We start from the raw sequence: 25,927 nt of genomic DNA, 5'->3' as shown, positions 1-25,927 counted from the left end.
TGCGATCACGACATGCGGAAAACCAAAGACCTAAAGCGTGGAAAGCGAATCTGAAAGATCGCGGCACGCTTTAGTCTGCCATACTCCCGCAAGGGCTGCTTTTCCAGCTTTTTTAGCTTCTGCCGAAAAGCCGCTCGATATCACTGAGCTTCAATTCGATATAGGTCGGCCGGCCATGATTGCACTGGCCGGAGCCTGGCGTCACTTCCATTTCCCGCAGCAGCGCGTTCATTTCCTCCGGCCGCAGCCGCCGTCCGGAGCGCACCGATCCGTGGCAGGCCATCGTCGCCGCCACATATTCGAGCTTGGCCGACAGGCCCGACGCCGTATCCCATTCGGCAATCTCGTCGGCAAGCTGGCGGATCAGGCCATGCGCATCGACCTCGCCGAGCATGGCCGGCGTCTCACGCACGGCGATCGCCCCGGGACCGAAACGCTCGATCGCCAGGCCGAGTTCGGAAAGCTCGGCCGCATGCTGCATCAGCCGGTCGCAATCCTCTTCCGGAATGTCGACGATCTCCGGGATCAGCAGCACCTGCGAGGCCAGCCGCTTCGAATGCAGCGCCTTGCGCATCGCCTCGAAGACCAGCCGCTCGTGTGCGGCATGCTGGTCGACGATCACCAGCCCGTCCTCGGTCTGGGCGACGATATAATTGGCGTGGATCTGCGCCCGCGCCGCGCCGAGCGGATAGCGTGCGACCGTCTCGGCTGCTGCCGGCTGCGGCGAAAACTGCGGCTCGGCCCGCGCCGTCGGCATCGACAGCCCGTCGAAGGAGGCCTGCGGCCGATCGCCGAAACCTGTTGCCGGCTGGTAGGGACGAAAGGGCGAGGTCTCGGCCGACCATGCCGTCTGCGGCCGTTGCGCGTGTGGCTGAAAACCGGGGCGGAAGGAGCGCAGCATATCGCTTGCCCCGGTCGTTGCCGCCCGGCTGCCGTCGCGCGCCAAGGCCTCGCGGATGGCGCCGACGATCAGGCCGCGTACCAGGCCGGGGTCGCGGAACCGCACGTCGGATTTTGCCGGATGCACGTTGACGTCGACGAGCGCCGGATCGAGTGTGATTGACAGCACCGCCACCGGATGGCGCCCAGACGGGATCGTCTCGGCATAGGCGCCGCGGATCGCCGAGAGGATCAGCTTATCCTGCACCGGCCGGCCGTTGACGAAGGCGTATTGATGGGCGGAGTTGCCGCGATTGAAGGTTGGCACGCCGGCAAAACCGGTCAGCGCGATCTCCTCGCGTTCGGCGTCGAGCGCAATGGCGTTGTCGCGGAATTCCTTGCCGAGCACCTGCGCCATACGCGCCAGATGGTCGTCGCCGGTCGCTGGGAATTCCAGCGTCGTGCGGTCCGAGCCTGACAGCACGAAGCGCACAGCCGGGAAGGCGATTGCCATGCGCTTGACGATTTCGGTGATTGCGCCGGCCTCGGCTTTCTCTGTCTTGAGGAATTTGAGCCGGGCGGGCGTCGCGAAGAACAGGTCGCGCACTTCGACGATCGTGCCGGGATTGGCGGCCGCCGGGCGCATATGCGCAATCTTGCCACCGTTGACGGCAATCTCGTGGCCGCCGGCGCTGTCGCGTCTGCGACTGGCGATGCTGAGCCTTGCGACCGAGCCGATCGAGGGCAGTGCCTCGCCGCGGAAGCCGAGCGTGCGGATATCCTCGAGCGTCTCCGATAACTTCGAGGTGCAGTGGCGCCTGACCGCCAGTTCCAGGTCGGCCGCGTCCATGCCCGAGCCGTTGTCGCTGACGCGCAGCAGCGCCTTGCCGCCGCCTGATGTGGCGATCTCGATGCGCGTCGCGCCCGCATCGATCGCGTTTTCGATCAGTTCCTTGGCAGCGCTCGCCGGCCGTTCGATGACTTCGCCGGCGGCGATCTGGTTGATGAGCGTTTCGGAAAGCTGTCTGATGGCCATGGGCTATTTTCGAGGATTCGTGGGCCGGAGGGAAGGGGTTTCGATGGGCTTTCCCAAAGCGTGATCCGGGGGCTCCCTCAAACTTGGGAGGTCGCTAGTGTTAAGCCGGTTTTAACATAAAAATGGCATTTCTATTCATATACCTCCGGAAGCTGTGAAATCGAACAGATGTGGGACGCAATGGAATGAGTGCCGGCTTCGAAAAGGCGGACACATCATCGGAAACCGACGGGATTTCCGCCGAGGCCGATCTGCAGACGGCGCTTTTCGATGTGGTGTGCGACAGCCTTGCGGCAGCCTTCATCATCTACGACAAGAACGATCATCTGATCTTCGCCAGCCGCCAGACGCTGGAATTTTTCCCACTGCCGCCCGAAATGCTGAAGCCCGGGACGCGGCTTCGCGATTTCCTCGGCGCGATGTACGACACCGGCATTCGCCAGCAATATGATGTGAAGCAGCGCGGCTCGCTGAGCCGCGAGGACTGGCTGTCGCAGAAAATCGCCTCGCACTGGCGCGAGCGCTTTGACTCCGTCGAGCGTCACGGGACCGACAGCTGGGTCCGTTTCGTCAAACGCCGGCTGCCGGGCGGTTACGGCGTCACCGTCATTTCCGACATTTCCGAGGACAAGAAGCGCGAAGAGCAATGGCGCTCGGATCTCGAGCGTGTGCAGCTCACCGAGGACATTCTCGACAATCTGCCGTTCCCGCTCTTCGTCAAGGACCGCAACCTCACCTATGTCGCGGTCAATCTCGCCTTCTGCGAGAAATATCAGACCACCGCCGACGAGGTGCTCGGGCGCAAGAGCGCCGATCTTTTTTCAGATGAGATCGCCAAACGCTTCGAGGAAAGCGATCGTCATGTGCTGGAGACCGGCGAGATGTCGATCTCCCGCCAGCGTCAGATCTCCCGCGACGGTATCGAGCGCGACATTGTCAGCCGCAAGCACCGCATCGGCAAGTCGGGCCGCTATTTCCTGGTGTCGACCATGCAGGACCTGCCACGCGACGGCGCCGATCTCGACGAGTTCGGTCGTGCATCGACGATCACCACTTCCAGCAATCAAAGCTATCGTCGGGCCTATGTGCCGGCGCCGAGCGCCGTCGAGCGCCGCGAGCCGGCGGCGATGGAAGCGATCGTTCCGGAGAATTTCTCTGGCCGCAAGGTCCTCGTCGTCACTGCCGACCTCGCCGCCGAGACCGCCGCACTGCGGACGCTGTCGAAATACGGTTTCGAATCCTGCTCGGTCCGCGGCGAGGACGAGGAGGAGCGGTTCCTGGAAATTGCCACCTCCTCCGGGATCTCGCTCGATCTGCTGATCATCGATAATCAGATGGGCATGCGCTGCCTCGAGCTTGCCGAGCAATACGGTATCCCGGCGCTGGTCATGGACGGCTTTCAGATCGCCAACGAGCTCACCTTCCAGATCGCCCGCCATTTCAACCGCAACAGCCGCAATAGTGGCGCCGGTGCGGATACGGATTGGGAGATCAGCATTTCCGACGACGTCGTCGGCCTGCAAGTTCTCGTCGCCGAAGACAATGATATCAACCAGATCGTTTTTTCGCAGATCCTCGAAGGCCTTGGTTATCGCCATATGATCGCGGCAACCGGCGACGAGGTCGTGCGCTTGTGGGCCGAGCACCGGCCGCAGATCGTGCTGATGGATATTTCCCTGCCGGGCTTCAACGGCTTCGAGGCCGCCCGCCTTATCCGGCAGATGGAGGAAACCGGCAGCGGAACCCGCACCCCGATCGTCGGCGTGCTTACCCAGGCCTTCGAACGAGATCGTGCCGAATGCGCCAAATCAGGCATGGACGATGTCATCATGAAACCCGTCAGCCCTGACATGCTCGAGGCTGTATTTCAGAGATACCTGATGGAAGAGGCCGTGCGAGCGCGAGGCTAGCCGTAAATAGCTGTCAACCCCTGGATTTCGGAGGGTCCAAGCGGCAAGGGCTGCTGATTTACTATCGAATTGTTAAGACATGCCGGTCATTCTCTGCGTGGCGCGGGAAAGCTCGGGTGGATAATGAAATCGGCGGAAATGGCCTTCTCGACCGTCGGTCAGAATGGGCTTCAGGCGATGGCCTATAGCGATCCGCTGACCGGATTGGGAAACCGCAATCGCATGCGGGACAAGGTCTTGCAGATCTCTTCGGAGCGCGCCAGCGATCCGGCCCCCTTCACCATCGGCATCGCCAATCTCGACAGTTTCAAACCGATCAACGATCTCTTCGGCTCGACAGCCGGCGATGAAATCCTGTGCCAGGTCGCCCATCGCCTGAGGGCCTGTATTCCTGATGGCGCGCTGGTTACCCGCCATGACGGAGATGAATTCGCTTTCGTGTTGCCGCTGATTTTCGAACGGGCGAGTGCCGAGAAATTCGGCCAGATGATCCGCGAGGTGCTGTCGGCCCCCTATGACCTCGGCGACCGCAACGTCCGTCTCTCCGCCTCCCTCGGCTTTGCCATCTACCCGTTCGCCGGAGAAGATTGCGAGGAACTGCTGAAGAGCGCCGAAACCGCACTCTACCGTTCCAAGCGCCGCGGCCGCGGCCAGGTCACCGTTTATTCGCGCGAGATCGCGCAGGAAATGAAGCGCGCAACGCAGCTGGAGCAGGCGCTCAGAAACGCCATCATCACCGACGTGATCGACGTGCATTTCCAGCCGATCGTCTCGCTCTCCAACAATCAGGTCGTCGGCTTCGAAGCGCTCGCCCGCTGGAACGATCCGGATCTCGGCTTCGTCTCGCCCGGCGTCTTCGTGCCGCTGGCCGAAGAGCGCGGCTTCATCGATGCGCTGTCGGAGGCGCTGCTGCGCAAAGCCGCCGAAGCGGCCCTTTCCTGGCCGCGCGAACTCTTCCTGTCGTTCAATCTCTCCTCGGCCCAGCTGATGGACCCGGGCACGAGCAGCAGCGTCCTGTCGATCCTCGGCCGCGTCGGTTTCGATCCGCATCGCCTCGAGCTGGAGATCACCGAGACCGCGGTCATGAGCTCTGCCGACACCGCCCACCGCATTATTGCCGATTTGCGCGCCGCCGGGGTGCGGATTTCGCTGGACGATTTCGGCACCGGCCAGTCGAGTCTCGGGCGCCTGCGCGACTTCATCTTCGACAAGATCAAGATCGATCGTGCATTCGTGTCCCGCATCAACTCCGACCGCGCCTCCGAACACATCATCAAAGCGATCCTGACCATGTGCGAGGGCTTGGACCTAGAAGTCGTGGCGGAGGGCATCGAGGATTATGCCGAGGCGGTGAAGCTACGCACGCTCGGTTGCGGCATGGGCCAGGGCTACCATTTCGGCCGTCCGGCCGACGGTATCGCCACGCTACGCTTCCTGCACGAGAACTATTACGATCCGGCAATAGTGGAGCGTGTCAGCGCCTAACATCGTGATGTCGGCTCTGCCCCCGGATGTATAATGCACGATCGCGTTGGATTCCGACTCCGGCTTGGCAGAAAAATGGGAAGCCGTGAGTGACACCCAATAGCAGTTCTCTTTACGTCTCGGCGTCAACATCAGCGGAACAGCTGCTACCGGTTCGGTCTCGTGCGTTCTATTTCGACGAGAGCATCATGCAGTGCATCGAGTAGCACATCTGCATTCTCGCAGGTGAAAGGGAGCGGTGGCCGAATTTTGAGAACGTTACCATTTAGTCCTGAGGCACTTATCAATACACGCCGATCACGGAGCCCATTAACAACCTTCAGCGCCAGGAGGCTATCTGGCTCGCGGCTGTCCTGATTTCCTACAAACTCCAACCCGAGAAACAACCCACTGCCTCGTACATCTCCAATCGAAGTGAACGTCGCTTTCAAGCTGTTCATTCCTGCGAGCAGGTAGTCCCCTGTCTTGCGCGCGTTATGCATGAGATTTTCGTTCTTGATAACGTCAAGTACAGCCGAGGCAGCGGCCAAAGAAACGTTGTTGGCCCCAAATGTGTTGAAGTAACGTATATCCTGGCCGAAGCACTCCTGGATGTCCGACTTCATAATGGCCGCTGCGATTGGCATTCCGTTACCCATCGGCTTGCCGATTACTGCAATGTCCGGGACGACTTCGTGACGCGCAAAACCCCACATGTTTGAGCCCACTCGCCCGAAGCCGGGCTGCACCTCGTCAGCGATATAAAGTACGCCAGCTTTGTTTAGCACATCAACGACAGGTTTGAGGAAACCGGGCGGATCGGCAAAAACGCCATCCGTGGAAAAGACGCTATCGGCGATAAAGGCCGCTGGCGTGATACCCCGGCGGCGCATGTGGCCAATCGCTTTAGCGACGTCCTGCGCCAATGCCGCGCCAACATCACGACCATTGGCGCGATAGGTGTCCGGCGCCGGCACCGTGAGCACATGCTGGCCAAGGGGTACACTATCCCCAAGCAACGGCGAGATTTCCGCCGCCGAAGCCGTAACGCCATGATAGGCGTTCTCCGTAATGATGATGCCGGTGCCACCTGTATAATAGCGTGCCAACCGGAGGGCTAGATCGACCGCCTCGCTTCCGGTGCAGGTGTACATCACACGGTCCAGGTCTGCCGGAAACGTCGCCAAAAGCCTTTCAGAGTAGGAGAGGATTTGGTCGTTCAGATAACGTGTATGAGTATTGAGTTGCGATGCCTGGTGACTTATTGCGTCCACGACGTGCGGGTGGCAATGACCAACCGACGGCACGTTATTATAGGCGTCGAGATAGGTTTCTCCGTCCGGTCCATACAGCCATACGCCTTTGGCCTTTGTGATATGGACCGGATTTTCATAAAAGAGCCGATACGACGATCCGAGTAACATCTGCCGGCGCTCGATCATCTTTCGCTCTCGGTCCGGCAGGCTACCGAGCCGAGCGGCGTCGAAGCCGTTAACCATAGCCGCACTCGGCTTGGTGGAAACGGGTCTTTTCATTCTCTTGATCCTTGTCGATTGGCCGCGCGCAGTCTTTCACTAGCGACAGTCCTCGGAATTGCATCAAGACGCGCCAGTTGGGCCCAAACGCTGGCGCTTTGGGTTGTAAAGCGTTGAGCATGCTCGGGAAACAGCCGCGCGCGCCACTTCGGAATGCAAAGCCGCATCACTAACCGCATGACCGCTACCGTGTAGACAAGGTCGACTTCAGTGTCGGACAGGAAACATTCTCTGCGATACCCCCTGATAAGATCGCATATCGCCTCTACCGGATCGGGTTCATCCCCGATCTGGTAAGCAGCAGCGACGCCGAAGTCGAAAAGCGTGGGCGCGTGCACCATGTCACCAAAATCGATGATGCCAGTGATTGTATCGGGCGTCGTCGTATCGACAAGAATGTTTTCCATATTAAAGTCGTTGTGGATTACCTGTGCCTGTAACGAGTCCATGACCGGCACAATCATCGTCTCGAACTCATCGATCGCATTTTCGAGGCGTTTCCGCTGATGTATATCAGCAAACGTCGGCAGGACTTCGCGCATCCCTATCGCATGTTTCAAATCCCAGGTGATACGGTGGGAGGCAGCGTCATGTGAAAAGCTCTTCAAGGCCTTTTGCAAACGTCCGAGCAGCGCGCCAACCCGCCGGCGCTGTAGAGGAGACTGTGGCGCGGTCCGTTGTGCAACGCCGGGCGCGAAGGTGACCATGCGCACACCGCGTTCGTTGCCGTCGTCCGTCACAAAGCGAAAATCCGCGGCACCGTCACGTGTGCGGACGACACGCTGGGAAGGAATTCCGGGGTCCACTCCCTCCACATGTAAAAGCGCCATGCTATGCATGGAGGTGACGAGAGGATCCTCTGCAGGGTTGAGGATTTTCAAAAGATAGGCAGTGCCGTCCTCAAGCATCAGGCGGTAATTGCTGTCCTTTTCACCCCACAGCCATTCCGCGCGGCCAGAGAGGCCGTAATGGTCGCGAGCAAGTTGTTGAGCTTGATGGCGCGGCACGGGGATGGAAGCAGTTTCCAGTTCGGCACCGAGCACACCTGTTTTTGAAATTTTTTTCAACGCGGACCCTATTCTGTTCCTGGTGCGGCGTCTGGCCGATACGGTGCTTTCAGCAATGTCGAAACACCGCAGTCGGGCGCCTGGCGACTATCCCCTCGCCAAAAACCAACTCAACAACTCCGGATCGTACATCTCACCGCCTAAAGCGTTCGACAAGCGTCTCCGCGGTCGTCCAGATTGAGAATCTCCGGACTGCGCCATCCTCTGAACCAAATCTCAACCCGGTTCAAAATGCCGATTAGGACCATTGCGTGTTGTAGTCAACATTGTATACATAATCGTATTCTGCTTGATCGAGCAAGAGGGAAAAAGTTATCATGACGCTCGCCGGCCCGGTTAATCGTCGCGTGCCTCGCCGCCCGCAGCCCCGACGTCGAGATGGTGACAAGCGGAAACCCCACTGCTAGCACATGCTCTCCTGGCTGAGGGAATTGCCGAAAATGCCCCCGATATCGACGCGATACTGCTAACGGGCTGCTGGTTCCCCCGCCATCGTGGTGGCCCATGTACATAGCCGCGCACGAGAACGAGCAGGATCTAGGATGAGATGGGTCGGGAGGACCATCAGGTTCTTGTTTGATTGAGCCTAATAATCTGTAGTCGTCATAAACTTGCTGCAACGCAGGGCGCGCCCCGACCCCTTCCAGGATCGATGAGGTTAATCAAGCTATGACAACACTCGTAACCATTCCGAGGATCATGTCCGATGCTCGTACTTGGCGCGCCGTCGCGGAAGCGAAGATCACTTATCCTCTCGCGCTTCAAACGAGGAGATTGCCAAACTTTTCACAGATGCCGAGGTTTCGGTTATCGAAGATGCAGGCCATCTCCTGCCCTTTGAACAGCCACAAGAACTTACTGTTGCTATTCTCCAATGGTTTGTCCGAAAGAAAATCGAGCTGATTTTGAAAAGCCAAGGTGCGAGGTGCGAAACACTTGCGCGTCAGCGCGAAGTGAACGCGCAAATGCACTTGCCGAAGAACCAATAAGCGCGTCCCGGCAACATCGGATTGAGGGTGGTCCAATGTCGCACGCCTTGATGGGATCCGGACCGGAGGGGACGAGTTCGCTAAAGAGCATGATGCCGAAAAGTGTGAGCGGTTTTTGGGCGACATCATGCTCTAACTCTCTAGTTTAGAACAGGATTCTGATTATTGGCCGACCGACCCTAAAATCTGAATCCTGTTCTAAGCGATGGCACAGCAAAAAAAACGATGGCGCCCATAGGAGCACCATCGCCTACGCTATACGACCCTCGCGGGTACTTGGGCCAAGTAGTGTATTTGGCCCGAGTTTAGTTGGCCCTGGCTCACTTGGCGGTCGTCGAGCCGGTGGCCGTGGTATCGGTACCGGTCGCCGCCGGGGCCTTTTCAGCTGACTGCATGGCCAGCGTCTTGAACTCAGGTGCGGCCTTCAGCGATTCAGCCGTTTCGCTAGTCGTCAGCTTGACGCTGCCGTCCTGGGTGTTCTGAGCGACGGTGATTTTTTCCATCGGCACGGCGACATTCTTTTCGCCGATGCCGAGGAAGCCGCCGACGCCGATGATCGCCGCAACGAAGCCGCCGTCCTTCTTGAGGATCAGATCGTTGACGCTGCCGATGCTTTCATTTTTGCCGTTATAGACCGACTGGCCGATATAGGTGTTGGCGCTGACCTGGTCCGGAGCCTGCTCCGTGATATAACCGGCCTGAGCCGTGTCTGCCGTCGGTGCTGCGGCAGGAGCCTGTGCGGCATCGCCTGCGGGCTTGGTGACATCAGGGGTGATCGGCGGCTTCGGGGCTGTCGGATCGGCAGGCGCTGCCTGCGTCGGAGCGGCTGGATCCGCCGGTTGCGGGGCCGCCTGCGAGAATGCCGCCGGTGCGAAAGCCGTGGCAAACAGTGCGCCAGCGGCAACGGTCGTCAAGAGTTTGCGTGTCATTTCGAACCTACCTTCATTTTTCCTGGAGTAGTCGCTGACCCGGCAATATCTGTGTCATTGCCGCGCCGGTTCGAAGGTAAAATGACTGGTGCGCCGATTGGTTCCGGTTGAAAACACGGAAAATTTCTCGATTTTCACGGAACATTTCTCAAGAGGCGGCAGCCGAAATGAGAAAAGGCGCCCCGGTCGGGAGCGCCTCTGGCAAGCAAATTCAGATGATCCGATGTTCAGATCACATAGACCGGATCGAACACGCCTTTGACGTCGATGCCGAGTTCCAGCAGCGCGCCGGCGCTGGGCTGCGCAGAACGGGCATCCTCGTCCAGCCCCTCCCAGGCGGTCGTTACCGCCAGCCGATCGGCGTTGACGCCGATGAAGGCAGGGCAAGAGGGCTGGACGGCGGGAACCTTGTAGCGCGAGATGCGCAGGCCATCGGGATTGTAACGGTCGACGACGCCGGCGCCCCAGCGCGAATTCCAGATATACCCGTCGGCATCGACCACCGAGCCGTCGATATCGCCGGGCTCGTTGGCGCTGTCGACCAGTACGATCGGTTCGCCCGAGGGCAGGCCGGTCTGCGGATCGACCATGACGCGCATCAGCCGGTTGAGGCGCGAATCCGTATAATAGCCGATCGTGCCGTCAGGCGAGAAGCAGATCGAATTCGGGATGCTGATGCCGTTGAAGATCTTCGTCACCTTGCCGCTAGCGACATGATAGATGGCGCCGGCCTGGTTTTCCGCCCGCTTGCTCATCGTGCCGATCCAGAGCGCACCGGAGGGATGGGTGCGGCCGTCGTTCGAACGGTTTTCCGGCCTGTCGTTTTCGAGCGCAGCGTAGAAGGTGAGGCCGCCGCTGGCCACATCGCGGACGAAAAGCCCTTCTTCGGTCGCGATCAGCTGCCGTCCGGCGTCGATACGGGCAAGCACGCTGGCCATGGCAGGCAGCGGATGCACCTTTTTCGCGCTCGTCGAAAGATTGAGCTCGTGCAGTTCCTTGCCGAGGATGTTGAACCACCAGACGGTATTGCTGTCCGGATCATAGGTCGGGCCTTCGCCGAGAACGGAATTGGTGTTGCAAAGGGTCTTGCCCTCGAACTCGTAGATATCGGTCATACGTTCACGCTCCAATGGCTGCATCATAGGCGTAAATGGTCGCCTTGGCGCGCTCGGCAACCTCTGCCGCGGTCATTCCCGGCTTGTAGAGGCTGGTGCCGAGGCCGAAGGAGAAGATGCCAGCCTTGGTGTAATCGCCGAAATTCTTGTCCGATACGCCGCCGACGGCGGCAATCACCAGTTCCGGCGGCAGGATGGCCCGGATCGCCGTGATGCCGGATGGACCGAGCACGCTGGCCGGAAAGAATTTGAGACCGGTGGCGCCGGCGCGCGCGGCGGCCAGCGCCTCGGTCGGCGTAAACACACCCGGCATCGTCACCATGCCGTAGTCGCGGGCCCGGATGATCACCTCGGGCTCGACATTCGGTGTGACCAGCAGCTTACCGCCGGCGGCATGCAGGCTGTCGACCGCCTCGACCGTCAGCACCGTGCCGGCGCCGATCAGCACCTCGGCCGGCGCCATCTTCGCGGCGATCTCGATGGATTTGAACGGCTCCGGCGAGTTGAGCGGGATCTCGATCGCCGTCAAGCCATTATCGATCAAGGCGCCGACGATGCTCTCGATCTCGTCAGGCCGGATGCCGCGAAGGATGGCGATCAGCGGGCGCTTCATGTCGGGGAAGGGGATACGGTTCATCGTGTCAGCTTTCTCAATTCGGCCAGATGGTTTCGGCAGCGGCCGAAAGCCCGCGGCGCACGGCGGCGTCCGCATCGATGGCGGTGAAGGTAAGGGAGAGTGTTCTGAACGCCTGTTCGTAGAGCGCCTGCAGGCGTCCGGAAGCGACGAGGGTGATGTCTGAGTTGGCGGCATCCTGCAGCGCGCCGGCGATTTCGAGACCGATCAGCGTGCCGGAAAGCTGGGCTTGCGCGGCAGCGGCAGATATGCCGTGCAGAAGCTGGCCCGAGCGGGCGGTAAACAGCAGGTTGGAGGCAAGTGCTGGACGCTGGAAGGCCGCCGATACCGCCGCCTCGAAGGCCGCCGTGTCCGCCGGCTGCTCTCCCGCACCGGCAACCGCATGCGAAAGGATCGTGTGTTTGCTGATGACGTCGAACAGCTCGCCGGTCATGAAGGTCGAAAAGCCGGTGACCTTGCTATCCCTGACATGCACCCATTTCGAATGGGTGCCGGGCATGCAGACCGCCTGCGCGCCCGAGCTTGCGGTATCGAGTGCGCCGAGAAGCTGGGTTTCCTCGCCGCGCATGACGTCGGGCGTCGCCTTATCCCGCTGGGCAAGGCCCGGCAGGATGCGGACGTCGCGGCTTTCGCCAGGCACGGAGACTGCCGCGGTCAGGATCGAGGTGAGCGGGGCCGGCACGTCGATATAACCGGCCTCGACCCAGCCCTGCCGGGCGCCGGCCATGCCGCAGACGATCACCGGCAGGTTTTCCGGCGCCTCGACGGCGGTGAGATGGCCTGATAGCACGGCTGAAAAGCCGGTTTTTACAGCGCTCGTCATGCCTTCGCCGCTTCGGCGCTCGGCAAGGATGCTGCCGTCCCTGGCGATCAGCCAGAGCCGGAAACTGCTGGTGCCCCAGTCCACCGCGACATAAGCGGGATTTGCCATTACAGAACGCCTCCATCGACAATCAGGGACTGGGCGGTCATTCCCGCAGCACAGTCGGATGCAAGAAACAGGCAGGGGCCGACGATCGCGTCGGCCTGGAGGGGTATTTTCAGGCACTGCTGCTCGACGGAGCGCGCAATGCTCTCCTCCGTCAGCCAGAGCTGCATCTGCCGTTCGGTGACGACCATGCCGGGCAGGATGCAGTTGACCCGGATGTTCTCCGGCCCGAGCCTGCCCGCCATGCTCTTTGTCAGCCCGACGACCGCAGCCTTCGCCGCCGCGTAGGAGGGAAAGCCGCCCATGTTCAGTTTGAAGGCGATCGACGACATATTGATGATCGCCCCACCGCCGGCCGCCCGCATCGACGGCGCCACCGCCTGCGAGGCGAAGAATACATGCCGCAAGTTGACCGCCTGGTTGTTGTCCCAATAGGCCTCGGTTACCGCGTCGAAATCATGACGGTCGTCCCACGCGGCATTGTTGACCAGCACCCGGATCGGCCCTGAACTTGCGACGACGGTGTCGACCGTGCGCCGGATCGCCTCGATGTCGCGCAGGTCGGCATGGTAGAAGGAGACCGGATGGGTCGTCTCCCGCGATAGCCGTTCGGCGAGCTCGCGGCCTGCCGCCTCGGCGATGTCGATGAACGCGACCTTGGCGCCTTGGCGGGCGAAACCTTCGACGATCGCAGCACCTATGCCCGATCCGCCGCCGGTCACCAGCACGGCTCGTTCTTTGAACTCGGGAAATTGTGCTGCTGGCATCATGGTCACCGTCTCCTCCCGAGTTTGCCGCCGTTCCATTATTTGGAACTTAATTTGACTATATGGAATTATCGGTTTACGCTGGCCTTTCTGTCAAGGGTGGATGAGGCGATGAATTCAAACGGCGAGAGCGCAGCACGGGCACGCGAGACCGGCACGCTCGGCAAACTGATGGTTCTGCTCGATCTCGTCACCCATGCGGATGCGCCGCTGCGTTTCACCGATATCCTGGCCCTTGCCGGCCAGCCGCGCGGCACATTGCATCGCCAACTGAGCCATCTGCTGGAGGAAGGCCTGCTTGAACTTGATGGCGACGGCCGTTATGCGCCCGGCCTGCGCCTGCTCGACTTCGCCGCGCGCAGCTGGGCGCGCAACGAATTCCGGCTGATTGCCGAGCCGCACCTTTCCGATCTGCAGCAGGCGACCGGTGAGACGGTGCATCTCGGTGTCCTCAGGGGTCAGTCGATCATCTATCTCGATAAGGTCGACGGCCGTCAGCCGGTGCGCATGTATTCGCAGATCGGCAATGCCTCGCCCTGCTACTGCACCGGTGTCGGCAAGGCCGCGCTTTCGCTGCTTCCGGCCGAAAGCCTCGTCGATCTCCTCACCGGCCTGAGCTTCACCAGCTTTACCGCCTCGACCCATGTCTCAGCCGAAACGCTGCTGGCCGAAATCCGCGAGATTGCCGACCAGGGCTATGCTTTCGACCGCGAGGAGCATGAAGCCGGCATCCGCTGCGTTGCCGCACCCGTCTGGTCGCAGGACCGAACCTTTGTCGGCGGCATTTCGATCACCGGCCCGGCCTACCGCTTGTCGATGGAACTTCTGCGTCAATGGGCCGTTCCGGTTCAGTTGGCGGCTGGGAGGATCATGGAAGACATGCGCATCCGGCTCGGCCCCCGCCGCTAGAGCACGATGCCGAAAAGTGTGAGCGGTATTCGGACGACATCATGTTGGAGTGGAGAATAAATTGCCCTCCGCCCCTTGCCGAATGCGATCTGAGAGCATGCTTATGATGAGGGCGATATTGAGATTTGCCGGCGAATCACGACAACTGCAAATAGTCTGCGAAATCGATTAACCACTTGCCGGCCGAACGCTGCATGCCGAGGCCGATTCCGTTTGATCCAAGCGATCGTCATTCTCCGATGCAATCGAACCGGCCGCAGCGCCGAAGATGAAGAAATGTGATGGCACCCTTGTCGCAAACATCCCCGGAAGACGACGACTACATCAACGAAATAGCCGGCCTGAAGACCCAGTTTGATATTTTCCGGTTCCTGAAACGCGTGACCGAAGCCTATCGCAGCCGCGCCTTCATGGTTCTCAATCTGCCGCCGATCACATCCCTGGATATCCAGGGCAGCACCGTCATCACCAGCTGGCCGGCCGAGTTTCTGGCCCTTTACGACCAGGAGGGCCTGTTGGTGAACAGCCCGGTTCTGAGACGCCTCAGAACATCGGCGCGGCCTTTCTCCTACGACATGTCGCGCCAGAACTGGTCGCGGGACGACGGCAAGTCCGGCCTCGTCACCACGCTGTTCGAACGGTTCAGGATGATGCGCGGCGCCTATTTTCCGACGCATGAGCCATCCGGCCTGCGCGGCGCCATCTCTTTCACCGGCGACCGCGAGCCTTTCAGCCCGGCGGAGATGCGTGAACTCTGCTACATCTCTATCCATGTCTACGACAGGCTCGCCGAGATCCGTAACCTCGATACGCGCATGACGGACACGCTGACCGACCGGGAAATCGACTGCCTCAACTGGACGGCGGCGGGCAAGACCAGTGCGGAAATCGCCGAAATCCTCACTCTCTCCGAGCACACAGTCAATCACTACCTCAACCGCGCCACCAAGAAGCTCGACACGGTCAACCGGACCCAGGCGGTTGCCAAGGCGCTGCGCATCGGCCTGATCAAATAAGTTGCAAAAAGCACGGCATGGTTTCGCCGACGCCCAGCGCTTGGGCATTTCCTTGCCGTTGTCGCCGTCTTCAGGCCGCTTTTGTGCCATTTCCGCCCGATTTCCGTCTGGCACGCTTTCTGCATCTCTTTTGCCAAAGGCCCAGAGGGGACTTGGACCAGCGCCAGCAAATGGCGCGGCCGACACGCCGCTGCCGACGCCGATGCCGCTTTCCCTAGCCTTCGGTGTCGGCGGCGGTTGTTGCGTTTTGGCACCGCTTGCATCGCAGCTTGTGGTGATCTGGCCTTTCCCCTTCGTTTTTTTCTGGCCTTTTTGTCGGCTTGCGCTAGTTCGCCCCGGATTGCGCCGGTTCTCGGGGAGACCGTTGCGGCCATCAGGGCGAAAGCCCGGCGGACTTGATGGCCGCAACGGATCGCCGATTCTCCCCGCGCTTTTTTTGCTGGCCGGCAAATCGATTTTCCCTGCGATGATTTTGTTTGGCGAAGGCGTCCGCCTCCACTATCTGTGATCGAGAAGAAGCAGTGAGGGTGGAATGACCGACGTCACCAAGGAACAGGTTCTCGAAACGCTGAAGACCGTGCGTGGACCGGATCTCGAGCACGATATCGTCGAGCTCGGCATGGTTTCCGACGTCTTCATCTCCGACGGCAAGGTCTATTTCTCCATCACCGTTCCGGCTGATCGCGCCAAGGAGCTGGAGCCTATGCGGCTCGCCGCTGAGCGCGTCGTCAAAGCAATGCCGGGTGTCAAGGGCGCGCTCGTCACACTGACCGCCGATAAGAAGGCCGCCGCCGCCGCTCCGGCTGCCCGCCCAGTACCGAACCCGCCGCACGGCCATGATCATCAACATGATCACCAACATGAACACCAGGGCCACGCCCATGCCCCGCAACAGCCGCCGCGGGCCGGCAAGATCGGCGTTCCCGGCATCGGCGCCATCATCGCCGTCGCCTCGGGTAAAGGGGGAGTTGGCAAGTCGACCACCGCCGTCAACTTGGCGCTCGGGCTGCTTGCCAATGGCCTCCGTGTCGGCATTCTCGATGCCGATATCTACGGTCCCTCGATGCCGCGGCTCTTAAAAATATCCGGCCGTCCGACGCAGATCGACGGCCGCATCATCAATCCGATGGAGAATTACGGCCTCAAGGTCATGTCGATGGGTTTCCTCGTCGACGAGGAGACGGCCATGATCTGGCGTGGCCCGATGGTCCAGTCGGCACTGCTGCAGATGCTGCGCGAAGTCGCCTGGGGTGAACTCGACGTGCTCGTTGTCGACATGCCGCCCGGCACCGGCGACGCGCAGCTGACCATGGCCCAGCAGGTGCCGCTTGCCGGTGCCGTCATCGTCTCCACGCCGCAGGATCTGGCGTTGATCGATGCCCGCAAGGGCCTCAACATGTTCCGCAAGGTCGAGGTGCCTGTGCTCGGCATCGTCGAAAACATGAGCTATTTCATCGCGCCCGATACCGGCACCCGCTACGACATCTTCGGCCATGGCGGGGCCCGCAAGGAGGCCGAGCGCATCGGCGTGCCCTTCCTCGGCGAAGTGCCGCTGACGATGAACATCCGTGAAACCTCCGACGCCGGCACGCCGCTCGTCGCCTCCGAGCCGAATGGCGTCGTCGCCGGCATCTATCGCGGCATCGCCACCAAGGTCTGGGAACAGGTCAGTGGCCAGCCGCAGCGTCCTGCTCCGGCGATCGTCTTCGAATAAGCCTCGTCCATCAAAAAGTGTGCAGCAGCTCGAGGCGCGCGCAAAACAGAGACTTTCGAACCTCGAATCACCGCGGCGGATACCCGAAATTGCGAGGGAAACGTGGTGAAAAGCCGCGGATCACGGAAGATGTCTTGATTATTGCATGGCTTTGCTTCATATGCCGCGGCGCCATGATGGCGTTTGCTGCAGATGCTCAATGACGGCCATCTTCGTTTTCGAAGGGTCGCCTCGCCTGCAAGTTCGGAGTTGTCTTGTCGATCGAAGGATTGGTAGCTGCGATGCGGTGGAGCACAATGCGCATGCTGGCCGTTGAGGTTGCATGCAGCCGGAGTTGTATGAACTTTCTTGATCCGCTGTCGCTTCGAGCGACGCACACGAGCGACCGTCGCGTTGCCGCGCTGGCGGCCGCATGGAAAGGCTTTCGATGAAAAGCGCAATGGCCGCGAAGCGTCGTGAGCATCGGAGAGGCTGCCGGTGATCACCGCTTACTGTTCCAATTGCACGTCGGTCGAGATCCGCGATCTGTCGCATGCCACATCCTTTCCTGGGGATGTCGTATGGATCGACATGATCGAGCCGACCCGCGACGAGGAACTCTATGTCGAGAAGGTTCTCGGCATTGAGGTTCCGACCCGTGACGACCTCAAGGATATCGAGCCTTCCGCCCGCCTCTATGTCGAAAACGATGCCGTCTTCATGACCGGCTCGCTTCTCTGGAAGGCTGATACCGAGGCCCCGACGCTGACCGATGTCGCCTTCATCCTGGCCGGAAACCGGCTGGTCACCATCCGCTACGCCCATCCAAAATCCTTTGCGCTGTTCATCGCCGCCCTTCACCGGCTGCCGGAAAACTGGCGCAGCGGTGCTGCCCTTCTCGCCAAGCTGTTGGAGACGATCGTCGACCGCACCGCCGAAATCCTCGAGGTTTCGATCTTGCGCCTCGACATCCTGTCGATGCATGTCTTCGGCGACCGGGCGAAGAAAACGCGCAAGCCCTCGAACTACCTCGAGGAGAAGTTGCGGGATATCGCCGGCCATCACCGGATGATCAGCAAGGTGCGCGACAGCCTCGGTTCGCTTTCCCGCCTGCTTACCTTCTTTCACACGATCCCGGCGATCCAGCAGGACCGTGAGGCGAAGGAGCTCTGCCGCACCGTCTCGCGCGATATCCAGTCGCTGTCGGAGCATGCCTCCTTCGTCGCAGGCAACATCACCTTCCTGCTCGACGCGTCGCTCGGTCTGATCAACATCGAGCAGAATTCGATCATCAAGATTTTCTCGATCGCCTCGGTGGTGTTCTTGCCGCCGACATTGGTCGCCTCCGTCTATGGAATGAATTTTCAGGTCATGCCGGAGCTGGCCTGGGCCGCGGGTTATCCCTATTCGCTGGCTCTGATGGTGGTCTCCGCCGTCATCCCCTTTTTCTTTTTTCGCTGGAAAGGCTGGCTCTGAGGAGCCTGTTGCAACTTCATGTCTGAAGAGAGCCATCCGAACGAATCCCAGATGACGCCGAAAAAGCTGTTCTATCTGACGCTGGGTTCCGTCGGCGTCGTCTATGGCGATATCGGCACCAGCCCGCTCTATGCCTTTCGCGAGGCGCTGAAGCCCGTGGCCCATGACGGCCTCACCCGCTTCGAGGTCATCAGCCTGATTTCGCTGATGATCTGGGCGCTGACGATCATCGTCACCATCAAATATGTGCTCTTCCTGCTGCGCGCCGACAACGAGGGGGAGGGCGGCACGCTGTCGCTGCTTGCCCTTCTGATGAAGACCGCCAATGGCCATACCGCCATACTGATGCTGCTCGGCCTGATGGGTGCTGCCCTCTTCCTCGGCGATGCGATGATCACGCCGGCGCTTTCGGTGCTTTCGGCCGTCGAAGGCCTGAAGCTCGTCACACCGAGGCTCTCGGAATATATCGTGCCGATCTCGGTGGTGATCCTGGCGCTGCTTTTCGTCGTGCAATCGCGCGGCACCGGTGCCGTCGCCAGGTTCTTCGGCCCGATCACCGCCGTCTGGTTCATCGTCATCGCCGCCGCCGGCATTTCCCATATCTCGGACGATTTCGGCATCCTCGCCGCCTTCAATCCCTATTATGCCGTCAGCTTCCTGCTGCATGAGGGCTTCTACGGTGTCGTCGTGCTTGGCGCCGTCTTCCTGACGGTGACGGGCGCCGAGGCGCTTTATGCCGATCTCGGCCATTTCGGCCGCCGGCCAATTCAATGGGCCTGGTTTGCGCTGGTGTTTCCGTCGCTGACGCTGAACTATCTCGGGCAGGGCGCCCTTGTGCTCGGCAAGCCGGAGACGATGTCCGATCCCTTCTATCTGATGTTTCCGCAATGGGCGCTGCTGCCGGTCGTCATCCTGGCGACCGCCGCGACGATCATTGCCAGCCAGGCCGTCATCACCGGTGCCTTCTCGCTGGTGCGTCAGGGCATTAACCTCGGCTTCCTGCCGCGCATGGAAATCCTCTTCACCTCGGAAACCAATACCGGCCAGATCTTCCTTCCTTCGGTCAATGCCGTGCTGTTCATCGGCGTCATCTTCCTGGTCCTGAGTTTCAAGACGTCGGACGCGCTGGCGACCGCCTATGGCATCTCCGTCACCGGTGCCATGGTCGTCACCTCGATCATGGCCTTCGAATTCGTTCGCGCCCGCTGGAACTGGTCGCTTCCGGTTGCGGTGATCGCGCTCGCGCCGCTGGTCGTGCTCGAATTGATCTTCCTCGGCGCCAACCTTCTGAAGATCCACGACGGCGGCTATATCCCGATCCTGATCGCCACGGCCTTTACCGTCGTCATGTGGACCTGGCGCCGCGGCACCGCGATCCTGATGGAAAAGACCCGCCACACCGATATTCCGCTCGCCTCCTTCGTAAGCTCGATCGAGCGCAAAAGCGACCATTCGCCGGCCCAGGTTCCGGGCACCGCGATCTTCCTGACCAGCGATCCGGAATCGGCCCCCGCCGCCTTGCTGCACAATCTCAAGCACAACCATGTGCTTCACGACCGCAACGTCATCCTGACGATCCGCACCGTCAACAAGCCGCGCGTCCCAAGCCAGGACCGCTACAAGGTCGAGCAGATTTCCGAGCGCTTCTCCCGCGTCGAACTGCTCTTCGGCTTCATGGAATCGCAGAACGTCTCGCAGGCCTTGGCGACGTTGCGCAAGACGGGACTGAAGTTCGATATCATGTCGACCTCCTTCTATCTCGGCCGCCGCAAGCTGGTGCCGGACGCCAAGTCGGGCATGCCTTACTGGCAGGACCGGCTCTACATCGCGCTGGCCAACGCCGCCGCCAACCCCTCCGACTACTTCCGCCTGCCGGCCAACCGCGTGGTGGAACTGGGGTCTCATGTTATAATTTGATGGGTGGGAGCTGTTAGTTTCTCCTGTGGCGAGCCAGGTAGCAAGGCACAAGCGGCGTTCCACAGGCGACGCTTGACGGTGCCACGATTCCCCTTCTCCCCAGCGGGGAGAAGATGCCGGCAGGCAGACGAGGGGGTGAGCGGCAAAGCCGCGAATGCTCGTCGCGCAAGCGAAGGGCAATGAAGGGCGTGCCGTGTGGCCCCCTCATCCGACCCTTCGGGCCACCTTCTCCCCGCTGGGGAGAAGAGAGAGCAAGCCTGACCTCGGCCATAGCCACATTCCGGTACGGCCCGTTAACCCGACGTCAAGGTTAATGAGAGATTTTCGATGGAATGATCCCGCGTTCCATTGCCGGAGTTGGTTTTGCGTCGAAAGAGCTCTTCCCGTAGCAAGCTGCGTCTTTTCCCCGAGAACTGGGTATCGCCGATGATCTTCGGGCTTGCCTGCTGGCTGATCTTCCCGAGCGTCACGTCCCATGCCGATCTCGCCGCCATGCTTGCCGGCCTCGATCATGAGGGTGGGAACTGGCGCATGGTGCTGACCAATTCGCCGGCCGGTTCCATCCATCAGGCCGAACTTGCCTTCGCCGACCCGACGGTGACAGGCACGATCTCGTCAGGGGCCGGCATGGTGCTTCCCGATGGCCGCAAGGTTGCTTTCACTGCCAAAGACAAGGGCACCGCCAAGGACAAGGGCCACGAGGACACGCCGGACGAGGATCGCGTCAACCGCGCCACCAAGAAGGGCCGCGTCGTCGCCGTCGAGAGGATGCAGCCGCCGAAGGACTTTTCCGCCGGCTCTATCCTCGAGCGCACCAAGATGCTGTTCACCCCGAGCTTCGATCTCAAGGACAGGTCGGCCTTCGTCAAGCCGAAGATCCAGGGCAAAGAAATCGAGATCGCCACATCTTTCTATAAGAAGCTGCCGGTGGTGACCGATGATGGCGTGCCGGCGATGCTTGCAAGCCTCGTCACCAGCGACAAGGCCGATGTGCTTGCCACTGCCTATGGGCCGGCCGCACCCGACTATTCCCGCCAGTCGCCCTTCGATTCCATACTGACCGAGCAGGACAGCGGCCGCTTCGTTCCGGAGATCGGCCCGCGCGACCATGCCTGGGCCGCAAGCATATTGGCGCCGAGCGTCTTTTCCGCCCGCGAACAGCAGTGCCTTGCCTCCGGCATCTATTTCGAGGCGCGTGGGGAATCGGTGAAGGGCCAGGCGGCAGTCGCCCAGGTCATCCTCAACCGCGTCCGCAACCCTTCCTATCCGAAAACCATCTGCGGCGTCGTCTACCAGAACGAAGATTGGCGCAACCGCTGCCAGTTTTCCTTCGCCTGCGACAGCATCAAGGACCGGGTGAACTCGGAATACCACTGGCGGATGGCTCGCGATGTGGCGATGGCGGTGACCGCCGGCAAAATCTGGCTGCCGCCGGTGGGCTCGGCGACTCATTACCATGCCGTCTATGTCAGGCCGAAATGGGCAAAGACCATGGAAAAGGTCGGCCGCATCGGTCTTCACGTCTTCTATCGCACCTATGGCGGCGGCTGGAGCTGAGATAAATCGCCTGCACAAGCTGATTTACCGGGCTCAAAAGCGGATTCTTTCCATCGAATTTAAGCGATCGACCCAAAATCGGTTTATCTCTTTGATTCGATGAAATTATTTTCTCGCTGGACAGAAGCTGTCTACGCCTTGACTATGCTAATCCCTAAAACTATGTTGCGCGCGACTTCAGAACGGGCCGGAAGGGTCTCACCCTTCGCGTCCGGGGTCCGAATGACCGGGGTAGCGGGAGTGCGGGCAACGGGCAAGCGAGGAGAGATCCATGGCGGACGACCGCGAGGAAAGTCTTGAAAAGCGCCGTACGCAACTGGAAGCGAAACTCGCGACCAAGCGTGTCGAGACGGGGAAGGACGAGGCCAGGGAAGCTCGTGCCGAGGTAAGCCGCAAAGGTTATGCCCAGGCGATGAAGCTTTCCAGCGAGTTCATTTCCGCCATCGTCGTCGGTGCCGTCCTTGGCTATGTCTTCGACCGTTTTGTTGGCACGGCGCCTTGGGGGATGATTGTTCTTCTGCTTCTCGGATTCTGTGCCGGCGTTCTGAACGTGCTGCGTTCTGCGGGGGTGGTGGCCCATCCCCTGGACGACGACAAGAAATAGGGACCGGGTTCCGGTCCAGTGCAATGACCCCGCGTCCTGCGGGCCAAAGAGAGAGAACAAGCGGTGTCTAACGATCCGACTCATCAGTTCCTGATCCAGAAGATTGTGCCGATCGAAATCGGCGGAATTGATTTTTCGTTCACCAATGCATCGCTCTTCATGGCCGCTTCCGCTGCCGTTGCCGTCGGCTTCCTTTATTTCGCGACCTCAAACCGTGCCATCGTGCCGGGCCGTTCGCAGTCGGTCGCGGAAATGTCCTATGAATTCATCGCCAACATGTTGAAGGAAGGCGCGGGCAAGCAGGGAATGAAATTCTTCCCGCTGGTCTTCTCGCTCTTCATGTTCGTGCTGACGGCGAACCTGCTTGGCATGTTCCCGTATTTCTTCACGGTGACGAGCCAGATCATCGTGACCTTCGCCCTTGCCCTGCTCGTCATCGGCACCGTCGTCGTCTACGGTTTTTATAAGCACGGCTTCCGCTTCTTCAATCTCTTCGTGCCGCAGGGCGTGCCGGTCGCGCTGTTGCCGCTGGTGGTGACGATTGAAATCATTTCCTTCCTGTCGCGGCCGATTTCACTCTCGGTTCGTCTTTTCGCCAACATGCTCGCTGGTCACATCACGCTCAAAGTGTTCGCAGGCTTCGTCGCCTCGCTTGGAACCCTGGGTGCTCTCGGTGTCGGCGGCGCCGTTCTTCCCCTCATCATGACCGTCGCCCTGACCGGTCTCGAGTTCCTCGTCGCCTTCCTTCAGGCTTACGTCTTCGCGGTGCTGACTTGCATGTACCTCAACGACGCAATCCATCCGGGCGGGCACTAAGGATAACGACATCGACGTCTCGAGGGCGTCAGTCATTCGCCGCAACAACCATTTCAAAGGAGTTCAACATGGAAGCGGAAGCAGCAAAGTACATCGGTGCAGGCCTGGCTTGCTTTGGTATGGCCGGTACGGCTCTCGGCCTCGGCAATATTTTCGGCAGCTACCTCTCCGGCGCACTGCGCAATCCGTCTGCCGCTGACGCCCAGTTCGGCCGTCTGGTATTCGGTTTCGCCGTTACGGAAGCTCTGGGCATCTTCTCGCTGCTCATCGCTCTCCTCCTCCTCTTCGCCGTCTGATATCGGCGAATAGATGGATCACGGCCTGCGACCGCAAGCCGTGATCCTTTGCATTTGCAGTCCACCTGGAGGTGAGAATGTTTTTTGTGACCCCGGCTTACGCTGAAGAAGCACCGGCGGCAGCGACGGGTACGGATGCGCATGCCGCTCCGGCCGCAGGCGAGGTCCATACCGAGACCGGTGTTGCCGAAGGCGGACACGCCCGCGGCCCTTTCCCGCCTTTCGATTCGACGACCTTCGCGTCCCAGCTGCTCTGGCTGGTGATCACGTTCGGCGTCTTCTATTTGCTCATGCAAAAGGTCATCGCGCCGCGCATCGGGGCGATCCTCGATCAGCGTCACACGCGCCTTTCCCAGGATCTGGAGGAAGCAGGCCGCCTGAAGGCGGAAGCCGACGCTGCCGTCCGGACCTATGAAGGTGAACTGGCCGCTGCCCGCGCCAAATCCAACGCGATCGGCGCTGCCGCACGCGATGCCGCCAAGGCCAAGGCCGAAGAGGATCGCCGCGCTGTCGAGGCGAGCCTGTCGGAAAAGATCAAGGCTGCCGAGCTCCGCATCGGCGAGATCAAGGCCAAGGCCTTTGCCGACGTCGGCACCATTGCCGAGGAAACCGCGGCTGCCGTGGTCGATCAGCTGATCGGCGGCACCGTAGCCAAGGCCGATGTTGCCGCTGCCGTCGCGGCGGCCAAGAAGGAGGCTTGATCGATGGAATTTGCCTTTGACGCGACTTTCTTCGCCTTTGTCGGCCTCGTCCTCTTCCTGGCCCTGGTGGTTTATCTGAAGGTTCCGGGCATGATGGCAAGGTCGCTCGACGACCGTGCCGACCAGATTCGCAACGAATTGGCCGAAGCCAAGCGCCTGCGCGAGGAGGCCCAGCACCTGCTCGCCGAATACCAGCGCAAGCGCAAGGAAGCGGAAGCCGAAGCTGCCCACATCGTAGCCGCTGCCGAGCGCGAAGCCGAAATGCTGACCACTGAGGCGAAGATGAAGACGGAAGAATTCGTCGCCAATCGCACGGCGGTTTCCGAGCAGAAGATCAAGCAGGCCGAGGCCGAGGCGATCAAGGCGGTGCGTTCCGCTGCCGTCGATCTCGCAATCGCCGCCGCCGAAACGGTGCTTGCCAAGCAGGCCGACGCCAAGGTCCAGTCCGAACTCTTCGGCAATGCCGTCGGCCAGGTCAAGACGCGGCTCAACTGAGCGCTTCGAAAAGATTGAGATCGAAGGCCGGGCATGTCCCGGCCTTTCTTGTTGGCAGACGTTTTTATCTATCCCAAGCTGTGCGCCACGGCTGTCGGCTTGGCGCCGAAGACTGCTCCTCACCCTAACTCTCTACCAGTAAACGAGGCGAGGGAACGTGCCAAACGCGGCTTTGAGGTTAAGGAAGCGGGTGCGGCTTGTCCCTTCGCTCCGCGAGCGGGGAGAGGTGCCGGCAGTGGATGAGGGGCAAGCGCTCGACAGTCCGGAGGCCAAGGTCTTTTCTTTTGATCAGGCCTATTCGGAAATCAGCTCGTCCATCTCAGGACCATCCTCGACCTTGCGCAGCGGCCGAAAACTCATCCGGTGCAGGGAGCACGGGCCATGTTTTTCGATACCGGCGCGGTGCTGCGCCGTGCCGTATCCCACATGGGCGGCAAAGCCGTAGTCCGGAAACACCCGATGGACCCGGGCCATCATCCGGTCGCGCGTTACCTTGGCGACGATCGAGGCGGCAGCGATCGAGACTGAACGGGCATCACCCTTGACCACAGCCTGCCCGGGGCAATCGAGGCCGGGCGGCACGTCTAGCCCGTCGGTCAGCACGTAGCTTGCCGGAATGGCGAGGCCGCAGATAGCGCGGCGCATGGCGTCGAGGCTCGCCTTGCGGATATCGGTCTCGTCGATGCGGGTCGAGCTGGAGGAGGCGATGGAGACGGTGGCGGTCGCCAGGATCTGCACGAACAACTCCTCGCGCCGTTGCGCCGAAAGCTGCTTGGAATCGTTCAGACCCTCAGGGATGCGCTTCGGATCGAGGATGACGGCGGCTGCGACGACCGGCCCGGCCAGCGGCCCGCGGCCTGCCTCGTCGGCGCCGGCGACCGGCCAGTGGCCGGCCTTGCGGGCTTTGAGCTCCAGCCGGAAATCCGGCACCAGCGGAACCGCTTGGAAAAGCAGCGGAGAATCGGGTGGCGTGCGAGGTTTCATGCGGCTGAACCTCGCACGCCAACCCGATTGCCCGCAAGTCCCCGATCAGGGCGGCGGTCGGGGACCGGGTCCGGCGGATGGTGGCGGTCAGGCCCATCCGCGGGAATTGCGCTCGGAGCTCGAAAACAGGGCGGTTTCTCGATGGGCCGATGCGCAAGCTTCAAGCAATTGCAGGAAAAGTGCCTTGCGGTTTTCCCCGGGGCAAAGCGC

The 25,927-nt window shown here is 60.8% G+C and carries 24 protein-coding genes; 15 read left to right on the top strand and 9 right to left on the bottom strand.

All coding sequences use genetic code 11. From position 1 onward, the window contains the following. Window positions 1-112: 112 nt before the first annotated feature. Window positions 113-1,915, bottom strand: coding sequence for a DNA mismatch repair endonuclease MutL (gene mutL, locus HJB82_RS28360; RefSeq protein WP_207583114.1), 1,803 nt, complete (start codon window positions 1,913-1,915; stop codon window positions 113-115). Between the two features lie 185 nt (window positions 1,916-2,100). Here mutL and HJB82_RS28355 point away from each other — a divergent pair, with 185 nt between their 5' ends. Next, window positions 2,101-3,825: a response regulator gene (locus tag HJB82_RS28355; RefSeq protein ID WP_207583115.1), complete on the top strand. Its 1,725-nt coding sequence runs from the start codon at window positions 2,101-2,103 to the stop codon at window positions 3,823-3,825. A 120-nt stretch (window positions 3,826-3,945) separates the two neighbouring features. Continuing rightward, window positions 3,946-5,310, top strand: a complete 1,365-nt coding sequence (locus HJB82_RS28350) for a bifunctional diguanylate cyclase/phosphodiesterase (RefSeq protein WP_207584259.1) — start codon at window positions 3,946-3,948, stop codon at window positions 5,308-5,310. 146 nt (window positions 5,311-5,456) lie between these two features. Here HJB82_RS28350 and HJB82_RS28345 read toward each other — a convergent pair whose 3' ends face one another. Both HJB82_RS28345 and HJB82_RS28340 read right to left on the bottom strand, forming a co-directional pair. After that, window positions 5,457-6,788 (bottom strand): aspartate aminotransferase family protein, encoded by a 1,332-nt coding sequence (locus HJB82_RS28345; RefSeq protein ID WP_221142174.1) that lies wholly within the window; start codon window positions 6,786-6,788, stop codon window positions 5,457-5,459. 32 nt (window positions 6,789-6,820) lie between these two features. Continuing rightward, on the bottom strand, window positions 6,821-7,891 hold the full coding sequence (locus tag HJB82_RS28340; protein ID WP_259674020.1) for a phosphotransferase: 1,071 nt from the start codon (window positions 7,889-7,891) through the stop codon (window positions 6,821-6,823). Between the two features lie 716 nt (window positions 7,892-8,607). Between HJB82_RS28340 and HJB82_RS28335 the strand changes: the two genes are divergently transcribed. Next, complete coding sequence (locus HJB82_RS28335; protein WP_221142153.1) at window positions 8,608-8,880, top strand: alpha/beta fold hydrolase; 273 nt, start codon at window positions 8,608-8,610, stop codon at window positions 8,878-8,880. Window positions 8,881-9,200: 320 nt separating this feature from the next. Here the strand turns inward: HJB82_RS28335 and HJB82_RS28330 are convergent, their stop codons facing one another. From HJB82_RS28330 to HJB82_RS28310, 5 genes are all read right to left on the bottom strand, one after another. Beyond that, the gene (locus HJB82_RS28330) at window positions 9,201-9,809 is read right to left on the bottom strand and encodes a PRC-barrel domain-containing protein (protein WP_207583116.1); all 609 of its coding nucleotides are present in this window, start codon (window positions 9,807-9,809) and stop codon (window positions 9,201-9,203) included. A 227-nt stretch (window positions 9,810-10,036) separates the two neighbouring features. After that, the gene (locus tag HJB82_RS28325; RefSeq protein ID WP_207583117.1) at window positions 10,037-10,924 is read right to left on the bottom strand and encodes an SMP-30/gluconolactonase/LRE family protein; all 888 of its coding nucleotides are present in this window, start codon (window positions 10,922-10,924) and stop codon (window positions 10,037-10,039) included. 4 nt (window positions 10,925-10,928) lie between these two features. Beyond that, on the bottom strand, window positions 10,929-11,561 hold the full coding sequence (locus tag HJB82_RS28320) for a 2-dehydro-3-deoxy-6-phosphogalactonate aldolase (protein ID WP_221117558.1): 633 nt from the start codon (window positions 11,559-11,561) through the stop codon (window positions 10,929-10,931). Window positions 11,562-11,574: 13 nt separating this feature from the next. Continuing rightward, window positions 11,575-12,489: a 2-dehydro-3-deoxygalactonokinase gene (locus HJB82_RS28315; RefSeq protein WP_221142152.1), complete on the bottom strand. Its 915-nt coding sequence runs from the start codon at window positions 12,487-12,489 to the stop codon at window positions 11,575-11,577. Continuing rightward, window positions 12,489-13,256, bottom strand: a complete 768-nt coding sequence (locus HJB82_RS28310) for an SDR family NAD(P)-dependent oxidoreductase (protein ID WP_207583120.1) — start codon at window positions 13,254-13,256, stop codon at window positions 12,489-12,491. Before HJB82_RS28310 ends, HJB82_RS28315 begins: the two co-directional genes overlap by 1 nt. Window positions 13,257-13,364: 108 nt before the next feature. On the opposite strand from HJB82_RS28310, the gene HJB82_RS28305 reads away from it, so the two are divergent. The 12 genes from HJB82_RS28305 (at window position 13,365) to HJB82_RS28250 (ending at window position 24,733) form a co-directional block, all read left to right on the top strand. Next, window positions 13,365-14,162, top strand: a complete 798-nt coding sequence (locus HJB82_RS28305; protein WP_207583121.1) for an IclR family transcriptional regulator — start codon at window positions 13,365-13,367, stop codon at window positions 14,160-14,162. Between the two features lie 281 nt (window positions 14,163-14,443). Then, entirely contained in the window at window positions 14,444-15,178 is a 735-nt protein-coding gene (locus HJB82_RS28300; protein WP_207583122.1) for a LuxR family transcriptional regulator, read from the top strand. A 1-nt stretch (window position 15,179) separates the two neighbouring features. After that, the gene (locus tag HJB82_RS28295) at window positions 15,180-15,686 is read left to right on the top strand and encodes a hypothetical protein (RefSeq protein ID WP_221142150.1); all 507 of its coding nucleotides are present in this window, start codon (window positions 15,180-15,182) and stop codon (window positions 15,684-15,686) included. Between the two features lie 24 nt (window positions 15,687-15,710). Further along, complete coding sequence (locus HJB82_RS28290) at window positions 15,711-16,892, top strand: Mrp/NBP35 family ATP-binding protein (protein ID WP_221131093.1); 1,182 nt, start codon at window positions 15,711-15,713, stop codon at window positions 16,890-16,892. A gap of 477 nt (window positions 16,893-17,369) precedes the next feature. Continuing rightward, window positions 17,370-18,347 (top strand): magnesium transporter CorA family protein, encoded by a 978-nt coding sequence (locus tag HJB82_RS28285; protein ID WP_207583125.1) that lies wholly within the window; start codon window positions 17,370-17,372, stop codon window positions 18,345-18,347. 18 nt (window positions 18,348-18,365) lie between these two features. Then, complete coding sequence (locus tag HJB82_RS28280) at window positions 18,366-20,264, top strand: potassium transporter Kup (protein ID WP_207583126.1); 1,899 nt, start codon at window positions 18,366-18,368, stop codon at window positions 20,262-20,264. Between the two features lie 363 nt (window positions 20,265-20,627). Further along, window positions 20,628-21,821 carry a cell wall hydrolase gene (locus HJB82_RS28275; RefSeq protein ID WP_221142148.1) on the top strand — a complete coding sequence of 398 codons (1,194 nt, stop codon included), beginning with the start codon at window positions 20,628-20,630 and terminating at the stop codon, window positions 21,819-21,821. A gap of 271 nt (window positions 21,822-22,092) precedes the next feature. Continuing rightward, a complete protein-coding gene (locus tag HJB82_RS28270; protein ID WP_207583128.1) occupies window positions 22,093-22,425 on the top strand; it encodes an AtpZ/AtpI family protein in 333 nt (110 codons plus the stop codon). A 63-nt stretch (window positions 22,426-22,488) separates the two neighbouring features. After that, window positions 22,489-23,241 carry a F0F1 ATP synthase subunit A gene (locus HJB82_RS28265; protein ID WP_207583129.1) on the top strand — a complete coding sequence of 251 codons (753 nt, stop codon included), beginning with the start codon at window positions 22,489-22,491 and terminating at the stop codon, window positions 23,239-23,241. Window positions 23,242-23,309: 68 nt separating this feature from the next. Continuing rightward, window positions 23,310-23,537 carry a F0F1 ATP synthase subunit C gene (locus tag HJB82_RS28260; protein ID WP_207583130.1) on the top strand — a complete coding sequence of 76 codons (228 nt, stop codon included), beginning with the start codon at window positions 23,310-23,312 and terminating at the stop codon, window positions 23,535-23,537. 77 nt (window positions 23,538-23,614) lie between these two features. Next, a complete protein-coding gene (locus HJB82_RS28255) occupies window positions 23,615-24,238 on the top strand; it encodes a F0F1 ATP synthase subunit B (protein WP_207583131.1) in 624 nt (207 codons plus the stop codon). A gap of 3 nt (window positions 24,239-24,241) precedes the next feature. Next, on the top strand, window positions 24,242-24,733 hold the full coding sequence (locus tag HJB82_RS28250) for a F0F1 ATP synthase subunit B (RefSeq protein ID WP_207583132.1): 492 nt from the start codon (window positions 24,242-24,244) through the stop codon (window positions 24,731-24,733). 294 nt (window positions 24,734-25,027) lie between these two features. On the opposite strand, the gene HJB82_RS28245 is transcribed toward HJB82_RS28250, so the two are convergent. Continuing rightward, window positions 25,028-25,717 (bottom strand): ribonuclease HII, encoded by a 690-nt coding sequence (locus tag HJB82_RS28245; RefSeq protein ID WP_221133251.1) that lies wholly within the window; start codon window positions 25,715-25,717, stop codon window positions 25,028-25,030. Window positions 25,718-25,927: the final 210 nt, after the last annotated feature.

The organism is Rhizobium sp. NZLR10 (assembly GCF_019685125.1).
Lineage (GTDB): Bacteria > Pseudomonadota > Alphaproteobacteria > Rhizobiales > Rhizobiaceae > Rhizobium.
The sequence above is the reverse complement of the archived record's forward strand: the minus strand, read 5'-3'. Positions and strand labels throughout refer to the sequence as shown.

Bases quoted from the DNA above. Each gene is read 5' to 3' on its own strand.
- HJB82_RS28250 (WP_207583132.1), top strand. From the start codon at position 24,242: ATGGAATTTGCCTTTGACGCGACTTTCTTCGCCTTTGTCGGCCTCGTC.
- HJB82_RS28245 (WP_221133251.1), bottom strand. From the start codon at position 25,717: ATGAAACCTCGCACGCCACCCGATTCTCCGCTGCTTTTCCAAGCGGTT.
- HJB82_RS28325 (WP_207583117.1), bottom strand. From the start codon at position 10,924: ATGACCGATATCTACGAGTTCGAGGGCAAGACCCTTTGCAACACCAAT.
- HJB82_RS28330 (WP_207583116.1), bottom strand. From the start codon at position 9,809: ATGACACGCAAACTCTTGACGACCGTTGCCGCTGGCGCACTGTTTGCC.
- HJB82_RS28320 (WP_221117558.1), bottom strand. From the start codon at position 11,561: ATGAACCGTATCCCCTTCCCCGACATGAAGCGCCCGCTGATCGCCATC.
- HJB82_RS28355 (WP_207583115.1), top strand. From the start codon at position 2,101: ATGAGTGCCGGCTTCGAAAAGGCGGACACATCATCGGAAACCGACGGG.
- HJB82_RS28315 (WP_221142152.1), bottom strand. From the start codon at position 12,489: ATGGCAAATCCCGCTTATGTCGCGGTGGACTGGGGCACCAGCAGTTTC.
- HJB82_RS28260 (WP_207583130.1), top strand. From the start codon at position 23,310: ATGGAAGCGGAAGCAGCAAAGTACATCGGTGCAGGCCTGGCTTGCTTT.
- HJB82_RS28270 (WP_207583128.1), top strand. From the start codon at position 22,093: ATGGCGGACGACCGCGAGGAAAGTCTTGAAAAGCGCCGTACGCAACTG.
- HJB82_RS28345 (WP_221142174.1), bottom strand. From the start codon at position 6,788: ATGGTTAACGGCTTCGACGCCGCTCGGCTCGGTAGCCTGCCGGACCGA.
- HJB82_RS28300 (WP_207583122.1), top strand. From the start codon at position 14,444: ATGGCACCCTTGTCGCAAACATCCCCGGAAGACGACGACTACATCAAC.
- HJB82_RS28255 (WP_207583131.1), top strand. From the start codon at position 23,615: ATGTTTTTTGTGACCCCGGCTTACGCTGAAGAAGCACCGGCGGCAGCG.
- HJB82_RS28310 (WP_207583120.1), bottom strand. From the start codon at position 13,256: ATGATGCCAGCAGCACAATTTCCCGAGTTCAAAGAACGAGCCGTGCTG.
- HJB82_RS28290 (WP_221131093.1), top strand. From the start codon at position 15,711: ATGACCGACGTCACCAAGGAACAGGTTCTCGAAACGCTGAAGACCGTG.
- mutL (WP_207583114.1), bottom strand. From the start codon at position 1,915: ATGGCCATCAGACAGCTTTCCGAAACGCTCATCAACCAGATCGCCGCC.
- HJB82_RS28305 (WP_207583121.1), top strand. From the start codon at position 13,365: ATGAATTCAAACGGCGAGAGCGCAGCACGGGCACGCGAGACCGGCACG.
- HJB82_RS28280 (WP_207583126.1), top strand. From the start codon at position 18,366: ATGTCTGAAGAGAGCCATCCGAACGAATCCCAGATGACGCCGAAAAAG.